Here is a 21,385-nt window from a genome sequence, read left to right as displayed (position 1 = left end):
ATACGTCGAAAAAGCAAGGCTTTTTTTGGAAAATCACAGGACGAGCTTCCAGGGGTTTTCGAGGTTGGCCTTTACTTCCTGCATAAACTCTGCGCCGATTGCCCCGTCCACGACACGGTGGTCGCACGAAAGGGTCAGCTTCATCCGGTTCCCGACAACTACATGCCCGTTTTCCGCTACCGGCGTTTCAGTGATCGCGCCCACCGCGAGAATGGCCGCTTCGGGGGGATTGATGATCGCAGCGAACTCTTCGACTCCGAGCATGCCGAGGTTACTCACGGTAAATGTCCCACCGCTGAATTCTTCGGGCTTCAGTTTCTTTTCGCGAGCCTTCGCCGCCAGTTCTTTCGATTCGCCGGCGATCTCGAAAAGAGTTTTCATGTCCGTGTTGCGGATCACCGGCGTGATCAGACCGTCGTCGATCGCAACGGCGACGCCGACGTTGATCGCTCCATGTTGGATGATCTTTTCAGGCGTGAAGGTCGAATTGACCTTAGGGTGATTGCGAAGTGCGTACGCGCATGCCTTGACGATAATGTCGTTGAAACTCACTTTCACATCGCCGCCGGTGTTCAGCGAATTCCGAAAATCGATCGCCCGTTTCATATCAACGTCATACGTCACATAGAAGTGCGGCGCGGTCGTCTTGCTCTCGACCAGCCTTTTGGCGATCGTCTTGCGCATCAGCGAAACAGGGAATTCCTTGGTCGTGCCCGGAGCGTACGTCCGCGAAGGACGTCCGGAGAGTCTGGAAAGGGATGCTTCGAGGTCTTTCTTCACAATGCGTCCCATCGGACCGGAACCGTTGATGGCGTGCAGGTCTATTTTGTTCTGCGCCGCAATGGCCTTCGCCAACGGAGAAACTTTTATCCGTCCGTCTCCCCCTCCCGGCGATGCAGAAGCGACGGACGGCGCAGCGTGCATCTCCTCTGCTGGTTTCGGAGGCGGCGGAGCGCTTGCAGGCGCACCGTGCCCCGCGCTTGGAGCTGGACTTTCCACGAGCAGCGCGGAGATGTCTTCCGAAGCAGAGCCGATAATCGCGATCGGCTTGCCGACGGCGGCTCCTTTCCCTTCGGGGATAAAGATCTTTCTCAACACGCCGGTATCGTAGGCTTCGAGTTCCATGTCGGCCTTATCGGTCTGGACCTCGGCGATGATCTCTCCTTGCTTGACTGGATCGCCTTCCTTCTTCAGCCACTTGAGAATGATCCCTTCTTCCATGGTGTCGCTGAGTTTCGGCATTGCTATTTTGGTCGCCATCTTTTTGCTTTCCCGTTGTGAAATTGCTTTTACCGATAGAGAACTTTTTTAACAGCCGCGATGACCTTTGCCGGACTTGGCAGCGCCTGCCTCTCGAGGTTCGTCGCATACGGCATCGGAATGTCGGCTCCGGTTAATCGCTCGATCGGTGCATCGAGATAATCGAAGGCCTTGGTGTAGACGCGGCTCGAGATCTCGGCTCCGACGGACGCGAACGGCCATGCTTCCTCAACGATCACGCATCGGTTTGTTTTCTTGACCGAATTGATGATGAGGTCTTCGTCCAGAGGACGGATGGTGCGAGGATCGATGACTTCGGCTTCGATCCCCTCCTTCATCAATTCGTCGGCCGCGGCAAGAGAGACGTGAAGCATCTTCGACCACGCGACGATCGTCACATGCTCTCCTTTGCGTTTGATGTCTCCGACGCCGATCGGAATCGTATACTCTTCTTCCGGAACTTCTCCTTTATGCCCGTACATCATCTCGCTTTCCATGAACATCACCGGGTTGTCGTCCCGGATCGCCGACTTCAGCAACCCTTTTCCGTCCGCGGGCGTCGAAGGCATGATCACGATCAAACCGGGAACGTGTGCGAGCATCGATTCGAGCGATTGCGAGTGCTGCGATGCCAGCGCATGCGCCGCGCCGGACGGGCCGCGGACCACGATCGGAACCTTGAATTGTCCGGCGGACATGTACCGGATCTTGGCGGCATTATTGAACAGCTGGTCGAACGCCAGGATGGCGAAATTCCACGTCATCATCTCCACGATGGGCCGGAGGCCCACCATCGCCGCTCCGATGCCGAGACCGGCAAAGCCGGCTTCCGTGATCGGGGTGTCGATAACTCTTTTCTCGCCGAACTTCTGCAGCATTCCCTGGCTCACCTTGTATGCGCCTTGATACTGTCCGACCTCCTCCCCCATCAAAAAGACGTTGGAGTCGCGCTCCATTTCTTCGCACATTGCCTGGTTCAACGCTTCACGAAATGCAATCACTGCCATACTTCATTCATCCTTTTCAAAATTAAACGTAGACGTTTTCATACAAAAAATCGGCCGGCGGCTCGGGGCTGTGCTCGGCGAATTCGACCGATTCATCGACGATCTTCTTGATCTCCAACTCCATCTCATCGATGACCGATTGGCTGAGGATCCCCGCATCAAGCAACTCATGGCCGAATGCCGGAATCGGGTCGCTTTTCTTTTGCTCTTCGACCTCCTCTTTCGTCCGGTAATGGCCGTGGATCGGGTCGGACATCGAGTGCCCTCTGAATCGGTAGGTCCGGGCCTCCAGCATCGTCGGAAGGCTTGATTTGCGGGCGCGGTCAACTGCTTCCTTTACGACGCGGTACATTTCCAGCACATCCATGCCATCCACCCACTGCCGTGTCATGTCGTACGCCGATGCCTTCTGATAAATGTCCCACACCGCCGTCGATCGTTCGACCGCAGTCCCCATTCCGAAACGATTGTTTTCGCAGATGAAAACAACGGGGAGCTTCCACAGGGCTGCCAGGTTAAGTGTCTCATGAAAGACCCCCTGGTTCGCGGCCGCCTCGCCGAAGAAACAGATTGTCACCGAATCTTTTCCGAGATACTTGGATGCAAAGGCTGTTCCCGATGCGAGCGGCACATGGCCCCCGACGATTCCATAACCTCCCATAAAGCCTTTTGCCGCATCGAACATGTGCATCGAACCGCCGATGCCTTTCGAACAGCCGGTGAACTTGCCGAACAGCTCTGCCATAATTGCCTTCGGGTCCATCCCCCGTGCGATCGCATGCCCGTGGTCGCGGTACGCGGAGAAAATATAATCGTCCTCGCGAAGCGCAGCAATGGCGCCGACGCCGACCGCTTCCTGACCGATATACAAATGGCAGAAGCCGCCGATTTTACTTTTTCCATACTCCTGCGCCGAGCGCTCTTCGAACCTGCGGATGAGAAGCATCTGACGGTACAAGTCGATGAGCTTTGCGTTGGATAATCCGAGATTCTTCCAGCGATTCGCCTTACCTTCCTTTGATTCTTTTTTCAGTGTTGCCGTTGCCATTCATTCTCCTTATGATAAAATATTACACTTGGTCAGCCGCATGGTAGGAACTGCGGACGAGCGGCCCCGATTCGATGTAGCGGAATCCCATTTCGAGCCCCTGTTTTTTCAGCCGCGTAAATTCTTCTGGATGGACATAGCGCTCAACGGGGAGGTGCGCCGCCGTCGGCTGCAGGTACTGGCCGAGCGTCAGGATGTCGCACTCGACCCCGCGGAGATCGCTCATCGTCTCGACCACTTCTTCCATCGTTTCCCCGAGCCCGAGCATCAAGCCGGATTTCGTCAGGAATCCTTTCTGCTTCGCGCGAAAAAGCAGCTCGAGCGAGCGATTATAGTGGGCTTGAGGACGGACTGTCTTATAGAGCCGCGGAACCGTTTCCGTATTGTGGTTGAGTATGTCAGGCTGAGCGTCGAGGACGATGTTCAGCGCCGTTTCGTTTCCCATAAAATCCGGAATAAGCACTTCGATGCGGCATGCCGGTACGCGGCTCCGGATCTCCCGGATCGTGTCGGCGAAAATCTGCGCTCCACCGTCGAACAGCTCGTCGCGATTGACCGACGTGATGACCGCATGCCGGAGGTTCATGACCTCGACCGCCTCGCCGACGCGGCGCGGCTCATCCTTGTCAAGAAATTCGGCGCGTCCGGTTTTCACGGCGCAGAAACCGCAGCTTCGCGTGCACGTGTCGCCGAGGATCATGAACGTTGCGGTCCCCGAATTCCAGCATTCCCCCATGTTCGGGCAGCGGGCTTCCTCGCACACGGTGTGCAGGCGGTTTCCGTCGATCAAACTTTTCAACCGCGAATAATTTTCTCCGCCGGGTACGCGGGCCTTCAGCCATTCCGGCTTCCGGGGACGTTTCACTTCTATTTCATGGATAATCGTTTCCATCGCGCTTAAACACCTTTGCTCACGTCAAAATTCTCCAAATGCTCCACGAGCCGCTGCAAAAACATCCCCCCAAGGGCGCCGTCGATGATCCTGTGGTCGTACGACATGGAGATATACACCATGGAGCGAATGGCGATCGCATCATTAACAACGATCGGCCGCTTCTTAATGGCACCCACACCGAGTATGGCAACTTGCGGCTGGTTGATGATCGGGAACCCGAACAGGTTACCGAAAATGCCGGGGTTGGTGATCGTAAACGTTCCCCCCTGGACATCTTCGGGCAAGAGCTTTTTCGTCCGTGCGCGGTTCGACAGATCGTTCACCGCACGGGCAAGTCCGATAAGATCTTTACCGTCCGCATGCTTGACGACAGGAACAATTAAGCCATTTTCCAGCGCAACAGCAACTCCGATGTTGACGTCTTTTCGGATCAGGATCGAATCGCCGTCAACCGAAGCGTTGAGCATGGGAAAATCTTTGATCGCTTTGACGACCACATCGACGAAGAACGGCGTGAACGTAAGCTTGAAGCCTTCCCGCCGTTCAAACTCGGCTTTGTGCTTTTCCCTGAATGCGACGATCTTTGAAACGTCCGCTTCTGTGACCGAACCGACATGTGCCGAAGTATGGACGCTTCGCACCATGTGCTCGGCGATGGCCTTCCGCATCGAATCCATCTTGATGATTTCAATCCCGGTTGAAGGCGAGGAGGGCGTTGAGGTCCTTGCCGCAGCCGGTGCCCGGTTCGATTTCTTCCGTTCGACGTAGTCTAAGATATCTTTCTTCGTGACCCGGTCGTTTGCTCCGGTTCCGGAAATCCCCTCCAACTCACTTAATGAGATCCCTTCCGTCCGTGCTATGTTCAGGACAAGGGGTGAAAAAAATCTGCCGGCGTCGGTCGAGATGTGCTGTCCGACCGCTGCCGGTTGGGTTCCAGACTGAGCATGAGTCGATTGAGCCGATCGAGCAACTTCAGGCTTGGCGCCCTGGCTGCCTAACTCGATGTTTCCATGACCTTGCACCAATGGAGCATGGACATCGGTTTGAATTCTCGCAATGACAGTATGAACATCGACGGTCTTCTGTTCTGGAAAGAGGAGTTCCGCAACGAGTCCTGACGAAGGCGAAGGGATCTCAGAATCGACCTTATCCGTGCTGATCTCGAGCAAGGTCTCATCCTTGGCGATCTTGTCCCCCACCTTCTTATACCATTTGGTGATCGTCCCCTCGGCAATGCTTTCCCCCATTTGGGGCATGATAACGTCGACTATGGCCATACGTGGTCTCGATTCTGTTCGATGGTCTTGCTAGAAACTATCTCAACAATGAAATTAGATTGACCCTTCGGCACGTCCCCTCAAAGAGTCGCTTTTGTTCGGCGACCGTTGGGGGACTTGCTCAGGGTGAACACATCGGCGGTTCATCCTGTCCCCAAAGGACCCCTTCGGGGAGCAAGCGAACGAAGTGAGCGCATCGTCAACGACCCTGCGGGTCGCAGACCCGTTGGGAAGGATGAAGCGACATAATACTGAGATAGCTTCTAATATGCCGCTAACTCTTTCAGAGCCGCCAGAATTTTTTCTCTGTTTGGAAGAAAATACTCTTCGAGCGTCGGTGCAAAAGGCGTCGGGGTGTCGATCGCGCCGATCCGCTTCACCGGCGCATCCAGATGGTCGAACGCAAACTCTGCGACAAGCGCTGCGATCTCTCCGCCGATGCCGCCGGTGACCGAATCTTCGTGCACGATCAAAACTTTTCCAGTCTTTCTCACCGACGACAAGATCAGATCTTTATCGAGCGGCGCCAAACTCCGCAGGTCGATCACTTCGACCTCGACCCCATCCTGTTGCTCGATCAATGCCGCTGCCTCGATCGACGGATGAAGGGTCGCGCCATAGGTGATCAGGGAGCAATCGCTCCCCGGGCGCTTGATATCTCCTTTTCCGATCTCGATCACATAATCGTCATCGGGGACTTCACCTTTGACATGCCGGTACAATCTTTTGTGCTCAAAATACAGAACGGGGTTCGGGTCGCGAACCGCCGCTTTGATCAATCCTTTGGCGTCGTACGGCGTCGCCGGCGCGACAAGCTTCAATCCCGGCTGATGAAAAAACCATGCTTCGGGATTCCGCGAATGGAACGGCCCGCCGTGAATCCCGGCGCCCGACGGCAGCCGGACGACCATCGGCACGGGAAGATTCCACCGGTAATGGATCGAGGCGGAATTGTTGATAAGCTGATTGAATCCGTTGGTGACGAAATCGGCGAACTGCATTTCCGCAACGGGCTTCATTCCTGCCAGCGCTGCGCCGGTCGCGGCTCCGAGAATTGCGGACTCGGCAAGGACTGTGTCGATCACCCGATCGTTCCCGAAATGCTTGAGAAATCCTTTGGTGACCTTAAACGCTCCGCCGTATTCGCCGATGTCCTCTCCAAGGAGAAACACCGACGAATCGCGCTCCATCTCTTCCCACAATCCCTTGCTGATAGCTTCAATATACGAGATGACTGACAAATGACTTTCGTAATGGAAAAAACAGCTTTCTAAAGAACATTATTCCGCAAAAACACCGACCGTCGCCTCCTGCGGCGCCGGATACGAACTCTTCACTGCAAATTGAGTCGCCTCATCGAGCTCGTCCGAGATCTTTTTCCCAAGTTCTTCCTGGATGCTTCTGGAAAGAATTCCCTTCTCGATCAACTGCTTTTCGAATTTAACGATCGGATCCTTCTTCTTCCAGCCGTCCAACAATTTTTGAGGGACGTATTCAGCGTTGTCGTTCACCGAATGTCCGTGCATTCTCATCGTAACAGATTCGATGAGAGTCGGGCCTTCACCCTTGCGGGCGCGGTCAACCGCCTGTTTGCATACCGTATAGACTTCCTCGACGTCCGTACCGTCGATGGTAAACCCCGGGATCCCGTAACCGGCCGCCCGGTCCGACAATCTCTCGACGATGAACTGCTTGGCGATCGGCGTCGAATAGGCGAACTGATTGTTCTCGACGATCAGCACAAGGGGAAGCTTCATAACCGAGCACATTGCCAGCGATTCGTGAAAATCGCCCACATTACTCCCTCCGTCCCCGATGTAGGTCATCACAACCGAATGCTCTTTCCGCAGCATGCACGCAAGCGCGACGCCCGCAGCGACCGGTATCATTGCCGCAAGATGGCTGATGTTGCCGTAGATCCTCAGCAACGGGTCTGCGTAATGTCCAGTTCCATCGCGGCCGCGCGCCGGGGAGTTTTCCCGCCCTAAATGCTGCAGCATCAGATTCCGAACGGTCTGCCCTTTAACGAAATGAGCGCCGAGGTCCCTATGCATCGGAAATATATAGTCTTCCTTGTTCAGACAATACGCGCTGCCGATCGCGGTCGCTTCGTTGCCGTTTCCGCTGAACGCTCCTCCGACAATTTTTCCCTGCCGGTACAACGTGACAATCGTGTCCTCAAACTCACGCGTCAGGCGCATGTAATAATAAAGCTGAAGCAGATCGTCCTTTGCGAGATGAGGCTCTGCGCTTTTGCGGGAACGCGAAACCGCCGATCTTTCTCTTTTTGATTTAACGGCTGCGGCCATTGGGTTACGGATCAAAATTCCGCGATCTTTTTCAGCGCTGATACGATATCACTCTCCTGGGGGAGAATCGCGCTCTCAAGCGCGGGGGCAAACGGAATCGGCGCATCCTTTGCCGCTACTCTCGTCACCGGCGCGTCGAGCCACTGGAAACATTCTTCTGCGATCACGGCCCCGATCTCGGCGCCGAATCCGCCGGTGCGGGTGTCTTCATGGACGATCAGCGCTTTGCCGGTCTTCTTCACGGATGTCATCACCGTTTCTTTATCCCACGGGCAAATCGTGCGCAGGTCGATCACTTCGACGCTCGTTCCCTGTGCCTCAAGTTTTTTCGCCGCATCCAACGAGCGCTGGACCATCATTCCCCATGTAATAATGGTAATATCATCCCCCGTTTTTTTCACGCTCGCAAGGCCGAACGGCAAAAGATAGTTTTCATCCGGCTCCGGGCTGGACGCGAATCCCTGTCGGTATAATCCCTTGTGCTCGCAGAACAATACCGGGTTATCCTCGCGGCAGGCGGTCTTCAGCAAACCTTTTGCGTCCGCGGCATTGGACGGCATCGCAATCCACAAACCGGGCATGTGAGCAAAAAAACCTTCGATGCTTTGGCTGTGATACAGTCCGCCGCGAATGTATCCTCCGACGGCAACCCGTACAACAACGGGACAAGAGAAGTTGCCGTCCGAGCGGTAACGGAGCGTCACAAGTTCGTCTTTGAATTGCATGAACGACGGCCAGATGTAGTCGCCGAACTGGATCTCGACCACCGGTTTGTAGCCGAGGATGGACAGGCCGATCGCCGTTCCGACAATGCTCGCTTCCGCCAGTTGGGAGTTGAAGGCGCGTTCTTCGCCGAAAGCTGCCGTCAATCCTTTTGTTGCCGTGAACACACCCCCCTTGCTCCCGGCGACATCCTCGCCGTAGACCAGCATCTTCGGGTTGTGCTTCATCTCTTCATGGAGCGCATGGTTCACTGCGTCAACCATGACGATGTTTTTGCCCGAGTGCTTGGGCTCGGTGAAATTGTCCTTTGGAACAATGATGCTTGGAGAAAAGACATTTCGTTCAGCGGTGTCGGCCGACGGACTCGGCTGCGCCTCTGCCCGTTCTGCAGCTTCTTCTACTTCTCTTTTAATTTCGGTTTTAAGACGATCGAGCTCAGCGTGGTCGAGAACTCTTGAATCGAGAAGCATCTTCTCAAACTTCGGCAGCGGATCGGCCTGCCGGTTCTTTTCAATTTCTTCCGGGGTCAGGTATTTCTTCGGATCATCGGACGATGAATGAGGAAACAATCTGACAACCTTTGCCTCGATGAGGCTCGGTCCCTTTCTTGCGCGCGCGTACCCTACGGCCTCTTGCGCTGCATGGTATGAAGCAGAGAAATCGGTGCCGTCCACATGAAGCCTGCAAAAATCGGGATAGCCTTGGGTCAGTTCATAGACGGAACCGCCGGCAACCTGATCCTTCACCGGAACCGAGATCGCGTATCCGTTATTCTGGATCATGAAAATCACGGGAAGCTTATCGCGGCTAGCCCAGTTCAGCGCTTCGCTGAATTCACCTTCGCTCGTCGCCCCCTCGCCAGATGAGACATAGACTACTTCGTCCCCCCCGCTTTTCACGAGGCCGATGGCTGTGCCGACTGCCTGGAGAAATTGCGTACCGGTCGGACTCGACTGTGCCGGAATATGCAGGACCTTGTTGCCGTAATGCGATGGCATCTGTCTTCCGTTGGAGCTTGGTCCTCCCACCCGGTGCATCGATTCTAGAAAAATTTCATACGGCGTCGAACCGTATTGGAGAGCAAAGCCGAGGTCGCGGTAGTACGGGTATGCCCAATCGTAGCCCGGCTTCATCGCCATCGCGGCAGCAACCTGACAGGCTTCGTGCCCCGGTCCGCTGATGTGAAATAATATCTTTCCCTGCTTCAGAAGCATCATCGATTTTTCGTCGATGCTCCTCGATAGAAACATCGACCGGAAAACCTGGACAAGCTGCGCGTTGGTCAATTGACCGTTGGAGGTATGTGCAACCTTCACCTGTTTCCCGCTCCAGTGAGGTGAGGTCTCCAATTTGTGCACGGTCATAACATTCTTCTTCACTGTCATGAAATCTTCTCCTCAACAGTAAACACATTTTCGAGACGATCGTTCGAGCAAAGCTCGTCGAGCGTCATCGATTGTGATGCGACTGAGAAAACAGATTCAAAATTACGAACGACCGCGTTTTCAACTTCCGACATCGGAACGTCGCGCCCTTTGAGCGCGCGAAGCGACGTTACCCCTTTATGGAAAATTCCGCAGGGGATAATTCTGTCAAAATAGGAAAGGTCGGTGTTCACATTAAGCGCAAACCCGTGCATCGTTATCCAGCGGCTTACTTTTACCCCGATGGCCGCAAGCTTGTCGTTCCTCACCCACACGCCGGTGTAACCTTCCGAACGGTCGCCATTGATAGTAAAGTCTTTTGCCGTGCGAATCAGGACCTCTTCAATGTCGCGCAAATATCGATGGATGTCGAGATAATGTTCGTTCAGGTCGAGGATCGGATATCCGACCAACTGCCCCGGACCGTGGAACGTGACGTCGCCGCCGCGGTCGATCGCGAACACGTCGATACCTTTTTCCCGCAGTTCACGGTCGCCGGCAAGAAGATGATTCCCATCAGCCCCTTTGCCGAGCGTATACACCGGTTCGTGCTCCGTCAGGAGCAAAACATCGGGAACACGATGGGCAAGACGTGCAGCGAAGATTTTTCTCTGCATATCCCACGCATCGGCGTACCGCGTGCGTCCAAGGTTAATGGTAAGAAGTTGATTCATGAGCAACGCTGGGCAACGATGATCAAACAATGGACTCTATATGTTCAACGCCTCGCCGTAGGCATCCAACGCCGCCTCGCCGACCCCTTCCGTCAGTGTCGGGTGGGCGTGGATGGTCTGAATGATCTGCTCACGGGTCGTTTCGAGCGTCCGGGCAACGGCAAGTTCGGCGATCATTTCGGTCGCTTCAGACCCGATGATGTGCGCGCCAAGAAGCTCGCCGTACTTCGCGTCGAAAATCAATTTGACGAAGCCTTCCGGTTCGTTGATCGCGAGCGCCTTGCCGTGAGAGCGGAACGGATACCTTCCGATCTTCAACTCGTACCCTTTTTCACGGGCCTTTTCTTCAGTGAGCCCGACGCTGGCCACCTGGGGCTGGCAGTATGTGCAGCCCGGGATATTATCATAATTGATCGGATGTGGATTTTTCCCCGCGATCCGTTCGACGCAGGCAATTCCTTCTGCCGAAGCGACATGAGCGAGCCACGGCGGCCCGTTGACATCGCCGATGGCGTAGATGCCGTCGACGTTGGTCTTGTAGGATTGATCAACCTTGATGAAGGTGCGGTCTGTCTTCACCCCCAGAGCTTCGAGTCCGAGGTTTTCAATATTTCCCTGGACTCCAATAGCCACCAGAGCGATGTCTGCTTTCAGGTCTTTCTTTCCTTCCTTATTGCTGACAGTCACAGTGACCTCTTTCCCGGTCGCAACGCCTTCGACTTTGGTCTCCGTGAGGATTTCAATGCCGTTCTTTGAAAAAACCCGCGCAAGCGTTTTCGTGACCTCTCGGTCTTCGATCGGAAGCAGGCTCGGCATCATCTCAACGATGGTGACTTTCGTACCGTATGCGTTGTAGAAATAGGCGAACTCCACTCCGATCGCACCGGCGCCGATGATCACCATGCTTTTCGGCGGAGCGCTCAGCACCATCGCTTCGGAGCTCGTGATCACCTGTTTGCCGTCGATCTTGATTGTCGGGAAGGTCTTCGGCCGGGCTCCGGTAGCGATGATGATGTGCTTCGCATTGATCCTCTCGGTCTTGCCGGCCTGAGCAACTTCAACAACTCCTTTTGAGGCGATCTTTGCCGTTCCCGGCAGATATTCTACCTTATTCTTCTTAAAAAGAAACTCGATCCCCTTCGACGACCGTCCCGCAATGTCCCTGCTCCGTTTCACGGCGACCGAAAAATCGGCCTTCAAATTATCGAACGAGAAACCGAACTCGTCCGCATGATGTAAAAGATTGTAGATCTCCGCGTTCTTGAGAAGCGCTTTGGTCGGAATGCAGCCCCAATTGAGACAGATGCCGCCGAGCTTATCCTTCTCGATGACCAGCGTTTTCAACCCGAGTTGCCCTGCACGAATGGCTGCGATGTATCCGCCGGGACCGCCGCCGATGACAACAACATCATATTGCTTCTCTGCCATGAATTCCTCTTAAAAAAGAAAAGAGGGAATAACAATTCCCTCTTTCAAATGAAAAGATTCATCACCCTCTACCCATAGAATTTCGACGTTCATGGGACCACAACTTCTCTTTTATAACGGCAATAAGGGAAAATGCGGCTAAAATATACTCAAACTGATTAGAAAAGTCAATCGAACTGAAGCAGCGGAAAGTTTCGACCCGCCAAGGAGCAAATTTCGCTGACAATATTTCCGGGACTGCTGTCGTTGTTTTCTCTGGCACTTTTATCGAATTCTTGATACTTTGATGCCTGATCGTCCAATCGCTGAGACATGCTTCTCGATTATTTTTGCTGAAAGGTACCGCATGGAAATTTTTTCGGTCGTCCGCGGTTTGATCGGCCTCGTCGTTGTTACAGGAATCGCTTACCTCTTCTCCCCCGAAAAATCATCGATCAACTGGCGGCTCGTCATCATCGGCATTGTGCTTCAGTTCGTCTTCGCTCTCCTCGTCCTCAAAGCCGCCCTGGGACAGATCATTTTTGGAACGATCAGCAAATGCTTCGTCCGCCTGTTCAGTTTTACCGCGAACGGTGCACAATTCGTCTTCGGTCCTCTTGCGACGTCGGTCGGCTCTCCCGGCAGCTTTGGATTCTTCTTCGCATTTCAGGTATTGCCGACGATCATTTTTTTCGCCTCGTTCATGGGAATTCTGTACCACCTCGGCATTATGCAGCGGGTCGTTCAGGCGATGGCGTGGGTAATGGCAAAATTCATGCGTGCGAGCGGAAGCGAGTCGCTGTGTGTTGCTGCCAATACATTCATGGGGCAAACGGAGGCCCCTCTGGTCATCCGTCCGTATTTGGCCACCCTCACCCAATCAGAGCTCATGACCATCATGACAAGCGGGATGGCGCATATCTCCGGCGGCGTCATGATAGCATATTACACAATGTTGGGCGCTGCTTATGCGGCGCTCCGGGGAACGTCGGTCGACGCTTCCCAGGTATATTTTGCGGGGCATCTCCTTGCGGCTTGCATCATGGCCGGTCCGGCGACGATCGTCGTTGCAAAAATTCTTTTCCCCGAAAAGGCCGAGCCGCTGACGATGGGAACGTTGAAGCTCAAGATCGAAAAGGCGCATTCGAACGTTATCGAAGCTGCAGCGTCGGGCGCATCGACCGGCGTCCAGTTGGCGCTGAACGTGGCAGGGATGCTGATCGCATTCATCGCGCTCATCGCATTGTTGAATTACGGTCTGGGATGGGTAGGAAAAGCGACCGGGTGGAGCGATATCACCCAGGCCCGTTTCGGCATGCCGGTCTCGTTCGAGCTCATCACCGGCCTCGTATTCCAATTTATCGCCTTCGCGATCGGCGTTCCGTGGAGCGATGCGCTGAGCGTGGGAAGCCTGATGGGGATCAAGGTCGTGCTGAACGAGTTCGTGGCCTATTCAAAAATGACCGATGCGATCACGGCCCACCAGCTCTCCCAAAAAGCAATCGTCATTGCCACGTATGCGTTGTGCGGTTTTGCAAATTTTTCTTCCATCGCGATCCAGATCGGTGGCATCGGACCGCTTGCGGAAAACCGCCGAAGCGACATCGCGAAGCTCGGTCTTAAATCGCTGCTCGGCGGAACGATCGCAACGTGGATGACCGCTTCCATCGCGGGGATGTTCGTCAATTGAACTTCTGAATCGCTGAATCATCTTTCACAGGCAGCAATCGTGGAAAAAGATCAAAAAAAATATTCCTGGTTCGCCCTCGGCGACATCAACGGATTCTTCGGCTTGATGTTCGACAACCTGACCGTCCTCTCTTTTCTCGCTGGGATCCTGATCTTCGCGTTCAAGTTCCCGGCTGACATTGTTTATACCAGAATGTTTCCCGGAACCGCGTTCGGCGTTCTCTTCGGCGATGCGGTGTATACCTGGATGGCGTTCCGGCTTTCCAAAAAAAACGGCAACACCAAGGTCACCGCGATGCCGTTGGGGTTGGACACCCCCTCGACCATCGGCATTGCGCTTGTCGTCCTCGGCCCCGCGTTCATCGGGCTGAAAGCCGAGGGCTTAAACGAGCGCGACGCCGCAATGATGACGTGGTACATCGGCATGGCAACGATGGTGATGATCGGATTGATCAAGGTCGTTTTTTCGTTCCTCGGCCAGTGGGTCCAACGAGTGGTACCGCAGGCCGGACTTCTCGGATCGCTCGCGGGTATCGGATTGGCGCTCATCGGGTTGGTTCCGCTGGTGGATATATTCAGCATGCCCGTGGTCGGATTGATTTCGCTCGGCCTCATTTTTTACTCTCTTGTCGCGCGCATCAAATTGCCGAAGAATTTTCCGGGAGTCTTCGCCGCGATTCTCGTAGGAACGTCCATCTATTACGCCCTTGGACCGACCGGCTGGATCGGTGGAACGTACTCCGGCATGCCGGCTATGGACCTGCATTTCGGCCTCCCGATTCCGACGCTCGGTTTTATAGAAGGATTGAGCCACGCATGGAAGTATATGCCGATCGCGATCCCGTTCGGATTGCTGACCGTCGTCGGCGGAATCAACGTCACTGAAAGCGCGCGCGTCGCGGGGGATGATTTCAACACACGCTCGATCCTTTTAACCGAAGCTTTTGCAACGCTCATTGCAGGGTTATGCGGCGGCGTTGCACAATCGACTCCGTACATCGGGCAGCCGGCATACAAACGCATGGGTTCACGCGCAGGATACACCTTATTGACAGGCGCTTTCATCGGCCTTGGCGGAGTCCTTGGCTACGTCTCGTTCTTCGTTGAACTCATCCCGCGGGCCGTGCTCGCCCCGGTATTGATCTTTGTCGCCTTGGACATTGTGGTACAGTCCTTCCACGCATGTCCCGTCCGCCATGCTCCGGCTGTCGCATTCGCGTTCTTTCCGACCGTGGCCCGGCTTCTGTCAATAAAATTTTCGAACCCGGACATCGTTCCGAGCGAAAATTTCCAGAAGCTCCTTGAAACGCCGGGAAGGACACTTCCGGAGATGCTCGTGACGATCGCACTTGGGAATGGATTTATCCTGACGGCAATGTTATGGGGAGGATTTTTGGCCGAATTGATCGACCGGCATTTGAAGCGGTCCTCGTTGTATCTGTTCCTCCTCGCAATCCTTTCGTTCTTCGGCATCGTCCACTCAGCGTCGCCGGATGGAATGATGTATCTGCCGTGGAGCCTTTCCGGCATGGCTCAGAAGATCCCGTACCAATTTACCTCGGCATATATTGTCTTAGCCGTCATGCTATTGGTTTTCTCTTTCACGAAGGAATCGCGCGAGCCGGCGCCGGAAGGAGAGTAGCTTTTCGGAGGGGTGGAAAAGGAATTTATCGAGACGCCTTGTCATAGCGTTGAGTGCGGCAAGGCGTTTTTCTTTTGGGTAATCAGGGCTGAAAACTGGACTGAATGCCGTCCATCGTTTGGGAGCGGGCTTTGATTTCGTTGAGCTTCTGCATGATCCGGATGACCGATGCGCTCCGTTCTTCAACGATCGAGCGGACAAAGCTGTGGACCTCCGGTTCGTCGCACTGCGAAAGCACTTGTTGATAAAAGCGAACGGTCATCGTCTCTTGCGCAAGGGCAGCCGTGAGCATCGCGCAGGTATTCCTGCACTGATGATCGCAGCGAAGATTGTCAAGGTTCATAATGGTCCTCCCTGTTCCTCTTTCTATGTGCGTCCGAAAAAGATCAATGCACTGCTTCATGAACCGCTTCGATCGCGGCGTGTTTACCGAGCTTCAGCGCTTCTTCATTCAGCGGCAGAAGATGATGATGGCGTTCGGGCAAGACGTCTTTCAGCGCCTTCAGAACATTTTCCGTGGAAACGATCGGACGCCGTTCGAGAAATGCCCCGAGCATGATCATGTTGGCAACCTGCTTTTTATTCAGTTTCAGCGCCTCTTCCTGCGCATCGATGCCGAGCGACTCTACATCCGTTCGGGGTGACGGTGCAATGACACTCGACGACTCGAAGAGAATCAGCCCCCCCGGTTTAACGGCCTCGGCGAATTTGTCGAGTGATGGCTGATTAAGAAGTATGGCCGAATCGTACTTCGAAACGATCGGCGAGCTGATTTTCGTCGGGGAGACGATAACGATGCAATTTGCCGTGCCGCCTCTCATCTCCGGACCGTACGACGGCATCCAGCTTACTTCTTTCCCTTCTTCCATTGCCGCGTACGCAATAATCTGTCCCATCGAGAGAACGCCTTGTCCGCCGAATCCGGCGATGATAATTTCATGGGGCGTATTCATTGTTCACCTTCTCCGAATTAATTTTGTTTCGGAACCTTCAAATCGCCGAGCGGATACAGCGGGAACATATTCTTCTCCATCCATTCATTCGCTTCCACGGGAGTCATCTTCCATCCTGAAGGACAATTGGAAACGACCTCGATAAAGCATGTCCCTTTTCTCAACGGCTGATACCTGAACGATGCTTCGATCGCCTTCTTCAATTTTCTTACCGCTCCCGGGGTGTGAACTGCTTGCCGCGTCACGTAGTATGCCCCCGGCAATTGGGCGACAAGCTCCGTTATCTTCAACGGGAATCCGATAAGATCGGAATTCCTTCCGTACGGCGTTGTCGAGGTCACCTGCCCGAGGATCGTCGTCGGCGCCATTTGACCGCCGGTCATTCCATAGATGGCGTTGTTGATGAAGAGCATCAGAATATTCTCGCCGCGGTTCACGGTGTGGATCGATTCCCCCGTCCCGATCGCGGCAAGATCGCCGTCGCCTTGGTACGAGTACACATAGTGATCGGGAAGGACGCGCTTGATTCCCGTCGCAACGGCGCTTGCCCGTCCGTGCGGAGCCTCCTGCATATCGACGTTCATGTAATTATACGCAAAGACGGAACAACCGACCGGAGCGACGCCGATAGTTTTATTCTGCAATCCCATTTCTTCGATCACTTCCATGAGCACCCGGTGAACGACGCCGTGTCCGCATCCCGGGCAATAATGCATCGTCGTCTCGGTCAATGTTGCCGGCTTCTCATAGACAAGCTGCATCGGACTTACTGCGGTGTCCATAGTTTCCTCACGATACTTTTGTTGTTTGATGCTTCTCCGCGATCGCTTCGATCTCGAAGAGGATCTCCTCCGGAGTCGGGATCATCCCTCCCATACGTCCTTTGAAATATACCGGCCGTTCGCCGTTCACCGCCAATTTCACATCTTCCACCATTTGCCCGGCGTTCATTTCAACCGCGAGAAATGCGTCTGTCGACGCCGCCAGCGCATGAATTGCATCGGAGGGGAATGGATAGAGCGTGATCGGCCGCAGCAATGCTACTGAAATGCCTTTTTCCTTTGCGAGCTCGATCGCCTTTTGACAAATTCTCGCGATCAAACCGAATGCGACAAGGACAATCTCCGGCCTCTTCTCCCCGGCCAGCTCATAGCGAACGTCTTGCTTCATGCGCCGGTACTTGTCCTGGAGCTTGAGATTGATCTCCTCCATCTTCTCCGGCTCCATATGAAGCGATGTCAGAATTCTCCTTTCGCCGTTGTGCGGTTTTCCCCTTGTCGCCCACGGCTTCTCCGGATACGGAAGGGATCCTTCCTGCGGCAACAGAACTTTTTCCATCATTTGACCGAGCGCGCCGTCTGCCAGGATCATAACGGGATTGCGGTACTTCTCCGCGAGACGGAAACCTTCAAAAACGAGATCAGCCATCTCCTGCACGGAAGCCGGGGCAAGCACCAGAAGTCGATAGTCGCCGTGTCCTCCTCCTTTCGTCGCCTGGAAGTAATCTCCTTGCGACGGTTGAATCGTTCCAAGTCCCGGGCCGCCCCGCTGGACGTTGACGATGAGACACGGAATTTCTGCCGACGACATGTACGAAATCCCTTCCTGCATCAAGCTTATCCCGGGACTTGACGATGAGGTCATCACGCGGGCGCCGGCCCCTCCCGCGCCGTAGATCATGTTGATCGCCGCCAATTCGCTCTCAGCTTGGAGGACCACAAAATTCCGCTTCGGCGATTCGACGGTGAGGTATTCGAGAATTTCGGATTGCGGAGTGATCGGGTAACCGAAGTACGCATGCATCCCCGCACGGATCGCCGCTTCGGCAAGCGCTTCGTTTCCTTTCATGAGGAGAGCTTCTGATCGTGAATCAGTTTGCATGAGGTCTACTCCCTAAACGGTCGGTAACTGAGACAAACATTACGCAACGGGAATTGCTTGGGCGGGGGATTTCACTTTTGCTTTCGGCTGCTGGTAAACGGTGATCGCGCTGTCAGGACAAACGAGCGCACAATTGATGCACCCGGTGCAATTGTCCTGCACCAGCAACGCGTACCGATATCCGTGCCGATTGATTTGGTCCGATAATCCGAGGCTATCTTGCGGACACGCTGCGATACAAAGCTCACATCCTTTACAGACATCCCGATTGATGAGAACTGTTCCACGTATCATGAGCAACTCCTGCGTGATGTTGTCTGCTTCTTATGCGTCGCTGTCGTTCAACTACTATGCCATCGGGATCGAGATCAAAGCCGTTGATTGACGCGGCTTTTCGAACAACATTGAAAGAGGTTTGGCAAGATTAAGAAGCCAACCGCAAGGGCTTCTTAATTCCAATAAGCTGGCCGTTGAGTATTTCAACGCCATAGATCCCTCTCAGCAAATTCTCGGCAGTTGTTCTCCAGAGAGCATATCAACGACCCTTGTCCCGCCAATGCGGCTTTTCATAAGGACCGTCTTGGGATGATCCGTCGCAACAGTGCCAATGATTGCCGCATATTTTCCCAGCGGATGGGAATGCATCACACGTAAAATGTTTTCAGCATCGTCTGCCGGAACTATCGCAATAAGCTTCCCTTCATTCGCGACATACAGGGGATCAAAACCAAGAATTTCGCAGGCACCGGAGACAGAATCGTCGACCGGAATTTTGTCCTCCTCGATCAGCATTCCGACGCCGGCGGTTTCAGCGATCTCGTTCAGAGCGCTTGCAATTCCGCCGCGTGTTGGGTCCCGCAGCACGTGAATGTGCCGGCTTGCATCCAACATGGTCCGAACCAAACCGTTCAAAGGCGCACAGTCGCTCACAACCTCTGTTTCGAATTCCAATCCTTCTCTCACCGACATAATGGCGATTCCGTGGACGCCGATATTTCCGCTGACGATGATCTTATCGCCGGCACGGGCCTGTTTCGGATTGATATCGATCCCGCTTTCAATTGTCCCGATCCCTGCCGTCGTGATGAAAATTTTATCCCCTTTTCCCTTATCAACGACTTTTGTATCACCAGTGACAAGCTTAACGCCGGCGTGTTCTGCGGCCGACTGCATCGAATTGACGACGCGCCACAATTCGTCCATCGAAAGCCCTTCCTCGATCACAAAAGCGGCAGAAAGATAGAGCGGTGTCGCCCCGCACATTGCCAGGTCGTTGACCGTTCCGTTCACTGCAAGCGTTCCGATATCTCCCCCGGGGAAAAAGATCGGATCGATGACGTACGAATCAGTCGTAAATGCAAGCCGCGCTCCATTGAGCGGAATGATCGCACCATCGTGGGATTGGTCAAGAAATTCATTATGGAACCGGGCGACGAACATTTTTTGGATCAATTGCTGCGAAAGTTTTCCGCCTCCGCCGTGCGCCAGCAGGACATTTTTGTAATCTTTGATCGGCAGAGGGCAAGACAGCTCTATCTTATTGCGTTCCATCGTATTTTGCTCTTTTTTCTGCTCTGTCAACGTTGGCCGTCGTTCTTCTAGACATTTCTATAATGATAATATGCCGCGCAGGCTCCTTCTGAGGAGACCATCGGCGCGCCTATAGGATGTTCTGGAGTGCACTGCGAGCCGAACACCGGGCACTCGTTTGGTTTCTTGAGGCCGCGAAGGATTGTCCCCGCAAGACAATCCGCCGACTCCCGCGCGTGAATTGTTGTCACCTCAAAAATTCTTTCAGCATCGAATTCTGCAAATTCTTTTCGCAATTTGTAGCCGCTTGCCGGAATTTCGCCGATGCCCCTCCAGGCCCTGTCGGTTATTTCAAACACCTCGGCGATGAGTTTCCGCGCCGGCCGATTTCCTTCCCGCTGAACGGACCGGGAATATTGGTTCTCCACTTCCGCCCTGCCTTCTTCGAGCTGCTTCACCGCCAGGTAAATTCCCTGAAGAATATCGACAGGTTCGAACCCCGTCACGACGATCGGAACACGGTACTTTTTGGCGAGCGGAATATATTCCTCGTACCCCATCACCGTGCAGACGTGGCCCGCTGCGAGAAACGCTTGGACATGATTGTCTTCGGACGACAATATCGCCTCCATCGCAGGCGGGACGAGAACGTGTGAACAAAGAATGGAAAAATTGTTCAGGCCTAGTTTTTTTGCCTGCCGCACGGACATCGCGTTGGCCGGAGCAGTTGTTTCAAATCCGACCGCGAAAAAAACGACTTTCTTCTCGGGGTTTTGCTGGGCGATCTTGACGGCATCGAGCGGCGAGTACACCATGCGGACGTTCCCCCCCTGCGCTTTCACGGCGAGGAGATCGTTGTGCGAACCGGGAACTCTCACCATATCGCCAAACGACGTGAATATCACGTCAGGCCGGGCTGCAATGGCAACGGCTTTGTCGATCATTTCCAGCGGAGTGACGCAGACAGGGCAGCCGGGACCGTGAACAAGAGAGACTTCTTTTGGCAAAAGAGATTCCAGTCCGGACTTGACGATGGTGTGTGTTTGTCCGCCGCAGATCTCCATCAATGTCCACGGGTGGACGAGGGTTCTTTTGATAAGGTCGGAATATTTTCGGGCGGCAGATTCGCTCCGGAATTCATCGACGTATTTCATTGCAGTCCGTCCTTTTCGGACACGTCGACATTCAATTCATCCAGCCCTCCGCTCATTTGGTCGAACAGCTTCAATGTTTCACGCGCTTCTTCTTCATCGACCTTGCTGATCGCAAACCCGACATGGACGATGACGTACTCGCCTATTCTAATATCGGGAATCCAATCCAGACAGACGGATTTCCTTATCCCGCTGAAATCGACGGTCCCCATGAGGGGCGCATCATTTCGGCCGTCGCGGATAAATTCAATGCCGACAACTTTGCCCGGAATTGCGAGGCACATTGCATTACCCTAAAATTTTTCAAGAACTTCATTCCCCTCGTTGACCTTCGAAAGAGCGATGCCCGACTCGATCACTACGCGATCATGGACCTTCGCGTTCATCAACAGCATCAACGGAACGTTCGTTATCGCCCCTCCGACGCGAACTTTTCCCACTGCCCGGCCATCTTCAATAAAAATTTCCACGATTTTCCCTGTCAGCACATTCATTGTATCCGCTCCTTCCGA

At 54.1% G+C, this 21,385-nt stretch carries 21 protein-coding genes; 2 read left to right on the top strand and 19 right to left on the bottom strand.

What is annotated here, in order from left to right; genetic code table 11:
- Positions 1-33 precede the first annotated feature (33 nt).
- The 10 genes from VMF88_01795 to lpdA form a co-directional block, all read right to left on the bottom strand.
- Complete coding sequence (locus VMF88_01795; GenBank protein HTY09779.1) at positions 34-1,260, bottom strand: pyruvate dehydrogenase complex dihydrolipoamide acetyltransferase; 1,227 nt, start codon at positions 1,258-1,260, stop codon at positions 34-36.
- Positions 1,261-1,289: 29 nt separating this feature from the next.
- A complete protein-coding gene (locus VMF88_01790; GenBank protein ID HTY09778.1) occupies positions 1,290-2,267 on the bottom strand; it encodes a pyruvate dehydrogenase complex E1 component subunit beta in 978 nt (325 codons plus the stop codon).
- A 22-nt stretch (positions 2,268-2,289) separates the two neighbouring features.
- Positions 2,290-3,315 (bottom strand): pyruvate dehydrogenase (acetyl-transferring) E1 component subunit alpha, encoded by a 1,026-nt coding sequence (gene pdhA, locus VMF88_01785; protein HTY09777.1) that lies wholly within the window; start codon positions 3,313-3,315, stop codon positions 2,290-2,292.
- Between the two features lie 22 nt (positions 3,316-3,337).
- Positions 3,338-4,207 (bottom strand): lipoyl synthase, encoded by an 870-nt coding sequence (gene lipA / locus VMF88_01780; GenBank protein HTY09776.1) that lies wholly within the window; start codon positions 4,205-4,207, stop codon positions 3,338-3,340.
- A gap of 5 nt (positions 4,208-4,212) precedes the next feature.
- Positions 4,213-5,487 (bottom strand): dihydrolipoamide acetyltransferase family protein, encoded by a 1,275-nt coding sequence (locus tag VMF88_01775; protein ID HTY09775.1) that lies wholly within the window; start codon positions 5,485-5,487, stop codon positions 4,213-4,215.
- Positions 5,488-5,750: 263 nt separating this feature from the next.
- Positions 5,751-6,728: an alpha-ketoacid dehydrogenase subunit beta gene (locus VMF88_01770; protein HTY09774.1), complete on the bottom strand. Its 978-nt coding sequence runs from the start codon at positions 6,726-6,728 to the stop codon at positions 5,751-5,753.
- Positions 6,729-6,767: 39 nt separating this feature from the next.
- Positions 6,768-7,796, bottom strand: a complete 1,029-nt coding sequence (locus VMF88_01765; GenBank protein HTY09773.1) for a thiamine pyrophosphate-dependent dehydrogenase E1 component subunit alpha — start codon at positions 7,794-7,796, stop codon at positions 6,768-6,770.
- Between the two features lie 11 nt (positions 7,797-7,807).
- On the bottom strand, positions 7,808-9,904 hold the full coding sequence (locus tag VMF88_01760) for a dehydrogenase E1 component subunit alpha/beta (GenBank protein ID HTY09772.1): 2,097 nt from the start codon (positions 9,902-9,904) through the stop codon (positions 7,808-7,810).
- Complete coding sequence (gene lipB / locus VMF88_01755; GenBank protein HTY09771.1) at positions 9,901-10,617, bottom strand: lipoyl(octanoyl) transferase LipB; 717 nt, start codon at positions 10,615-10,617, stop codon at positions 9,901-9,903. The genes VMF88_01760 and lipB overlap by 4 nt, the downstream gene beginning before the upstream one ends.
- A gap of 36 nt (positions 10,618-10,653) precedes the next feature.
- Positions 10,654-12,045, bottom strand: a complete 1,392-nt coding sequence (gene lpdA / locus VMF88_01750; GenBank protein HTY09770.1) for a dihydrolipoyl dehydrogenase — start codon at positions 12,043-12,045, stop codon at positions 10,654-10,656.
- A 346-nt stretch (positions 12,046-12,391) separates the two neighbouring features.
- Here lpdA and VMF88_01745 point away from each other — a divergent pair, with 346 nt between their 5' ends.
- Together VMF88_01745 and VMF88_01740 are read left to right on the top strand one after the other, a co-directional pair.
- The gene (locus VMF88_01745; protein ID HTY09769.1) at positions 12,392-13,714 is read left to right on the top strand and encodes a nucleoside transporter C-terminal domain-containing protein; all 1,323 of its coding nucleotides are present in this window, start codon (positions 12,392-12,394) and stop codon (positions 13,712-13,714) included.
- A gap of 39 nt (positions 13,715-13,753) precedes the next feature.
- Positions 13,754-15,355 carry a hypothetical protein gene (locus VMF88_01740; protein ID HTY09768.1) on the top strand — a complete coding sequence of 534 codons (1,602 nt, stop codon included), beginning with the start codon at positions 13,754-13,756 and terminating at the stop codon, positions 15,353-15,355.
- Positions 15,356-15,437: 82 nt separating this feature from the next.
- Here VMF88_01740 and VMF88_01735 read toward each other — a convergent pair whose 3' ends face one another.
- From VMF88_01735 to VMF88_01695, 9 genes are all read right to left on the bottom strand, one after another.
- The gene (locus tag VMF88_01735) at positions 15,438-15,698 is read right to left on the bottom strand and encodes a hypothetical protein (protein ID HTY09767.1); all 261 of its coding nucleotides are present in this window, start codon (positions 15,696-15,698) and stop codon (positions 15,438-15,440) included.
- 43 nt (positions 15,699-15,741) lie between these two features.
- Positions 15,742-16,308: a 2-oxoacid:acceptor oxidoreductase family protein gene (locus tag VMF88_01730; protein ID HTY09766.1), complete on the bottom strand. Its 567-nt coding sequence runs from the start codon at positions 16,306-16,308 to the stop codon at positions 15,742-15,744.
- Positions 16,309-16,325: 17 nt separating this feature from the next.
- Positions 16,326-17,090, bottom strand: a complete 765-nt coding sequence (locus tag VMF88_01725) for a thiamine pyrophosphate-dependent enzyme (GenBank protein ID HTY09765.1) — start codon at positions 17,088-17,090, stop codon at positions 16,326-16,328.
- A 7-nt stretch (positions 17,091-17,097) separates the two neighbouring features.
- A complete protein-coding gene (locus VMF88_01720; protein HTY09764.1) occupies positions 17,098-18,189 on the bottom strand; it encodes a 3-methyl-2-oxobutanoate dehydrogenase subunit VorB in 1,092 nt (363 codons plus the stop codon).
- Positions 18,190-18,228: 39 nt separating this feature from the next.
- Positions 18,229-18,483, bottom strand: a complete 255-nt coding sequence (locus VMF88_01715; GenBank protein ID HTY09763.1) for a 4Fe-4S dicluster-binding protein — start codon at positions 18,481-18,483, stop codon at positions 18,229-18,231.
- A gap of 204 nt (positions 18,484-18,687) precedes the next feature.
- Positions 18,688-19,740, bottom strand: a complete 1,053-nt coding sequence (hypE, locus tag VMF88_01710; protein HTY09762.1) for a hydrogenase expression/formation protein HypE — start codon at positions 19,738-19,740, stop codon at positions 18,688-18,690.
- A 47-nt stretch (positions 19,741-19,787) separates the two neighbouring features.
- Entirely contained in the window at positions 19,788-20,873 is a 1,086-nt protein-coding gene (hypD, locus tag VMF88_01705; protein ID HTY09761.1) for a hydrogenase formation protein HypD, read from the bottom strand.
- Positions 20,870-21,157, bottom strand: a complete 288-nt coding sequence (locus VMF88_01700) for a HypC/HybG/HupF family hydrogenase formation chaperone (GenBank protein HTY09760.1) — start codon at positions 21,155-21,157, stop codon at positions 20,870-20,872. The genes hypD and VMF88_01700 overlap by 4 nt, the downstream gene beginning before the upstream one ends.
- 9 nt (positions 21,158-21,166) lie before the next feature.
- Positions 21,167-21,367, bottom strand: a complete 201-nt coding sequence (locus VMF88_01695) for a HypC/HybG/HupF family hydrogenase formation chaperone (GenBank protein HTY09759.1) — start codon at positions 21,365-21,367, stop codon at positions 21,167-21,169.
- Positions 21,368-21,385 lie beyond the last annotated feature (18 nt).

This window comes from Bacteroidota bacterium (assembly GCA_035506275.1).
Taxonomy (GTDB): Bacteria; Bacteroidota; Ignavibacteria; order UBA10030; family UBA8401; genus JAGVPT01.
This window is presented reverse-complemented; position numbering and strand designations above follow the sequence as displayed.

Bases quoted from the DNA above. Each gene is read 5' to 3' on its own strand.
- VMF88_01720 (HTY09764.1), bottom strand. From the start codon at position 18,189: ATGCAAACTGATTCACGATCAGAAGCTCTCCTCATGAAAGGAAACGAA.
- VMF88_01725 (HTY09765.1), bottom strand. From the start codon at position 17,090: ATGGACACCGCAGTAAGTCCGATGCAGCTTGTCTATGAGAAGCCGGCA.
- lipA (HTY09776.1), bottom strand. From the start codon at position 4,207: ATGGAAACGATTATCCATGAAATAGAAGTGAAACGTCCCCGGAAGCCG.
- VMF88_01695 (HTY09759.1), bottom strand. From the start codon at position 21,367: ATGAATGTGCTGACAGGGAAAATCGTGGAAATTTTTATTGAAGATGGC.
- VMF88_01765 (HTY09773.1), bottom strand. From the start codon at position 7,796: ATGGCCGCAGCCGTTAAATCAAAAAGAGAAAGATCGGCGGTTTCGCGT.
- lipB (HTY09771.1), bottom strand. From the start codon at position 10,617: ATGAATCAACTTCTTACCATTAACCTTGGACGCACGCGGTACGCCGAT.
- lpdA (HTY09770.1), bottom strand. From the start codon at position 12,045: ATGGCAGAGAAGCAATATGATGTTGTTGTCATCGGCGGCGGTCCCGGC.
- pdhA (HTY09777.1), bottom strand. From the start codon at position 3,315: ATGGCAACGGCAACACTGAAAAAAGAATCAAAGGAAGGTAAGGCGAAT.
- VMF88_01730 (HTY09766.1), bottom strand. From the start codon at position 16,308: ATGAATACGCCCCATGAAATTATCATCGCCGGATTCGGCGGACAAGGC.
- VMF88_01715 (HTY09763.1), bottom strand. From the start codon at position 18,483: ATGATACGTGGAACAGTTCTCATCAATCGGGATGTCTGTAAAGGATGT.
- VMF88_01745 (HTY09769.1), top strand. From the start codon at position 12,392: ATGGAAATTTTTTCGGTCGTCCGCGGTTTGATCGGCCTCGTCGTTGTT.
- VMF88_01795 (HTY09779.1), bottom strand. From the start codon at position 1,260: ATGGCGACCAAAATAGCAATGCCGAAACTCAGCGACACCATGGAAGAA.
- hypE (HTY09762.1), bottom strand. From the start codon at position 19,740: ATGGAACGCAATAAGATAGAGCTGTCTTGCCCTCTGCCGATCAAAGAT.
- VMF88_01700 (HTY09760.1), bottom strand. From the start codon at position 21,157: ATGTGCCTCGCAATTCCGGGCAAAGTTGTCGGCATTGAATTTATCCGC.
- hypD (HTY09761.1), bottom strand. From the start codon at position 20,873: ATGAAATACGTCGATGAATTCCGGAGCGAATCTGCCGCCCGAAAATAT.
- VMF88_01735 (HTY09767.1), bottom strand. From the start codon at position 15,698: ATGAACCTTGACAATCTTCGCTGCGATCATCAGTGCAGGAATACCTGC.
- VMF88_01790 (HTY09778.1), bottom strand. From the start codon at position 2,267: ATGGCAGTGATTGCATTTCGTGAAGCGTTGAACCAGGCAATGTGCGAA.
- VMF88_01760 (HTY09772.1), bottom strand. From the start codon at position 9,904: ATGACAGTGAAGAAGAATGTTATGACCGTGCACAAATTGGAGACCTCA.
- VMF88_01775 (HTY09775.1), bottom strand. From the start codon at position 5,487: ATGGCCATAGTCGACGTTATCATGCCCCAAATGGGGGAAAGCATTGCC.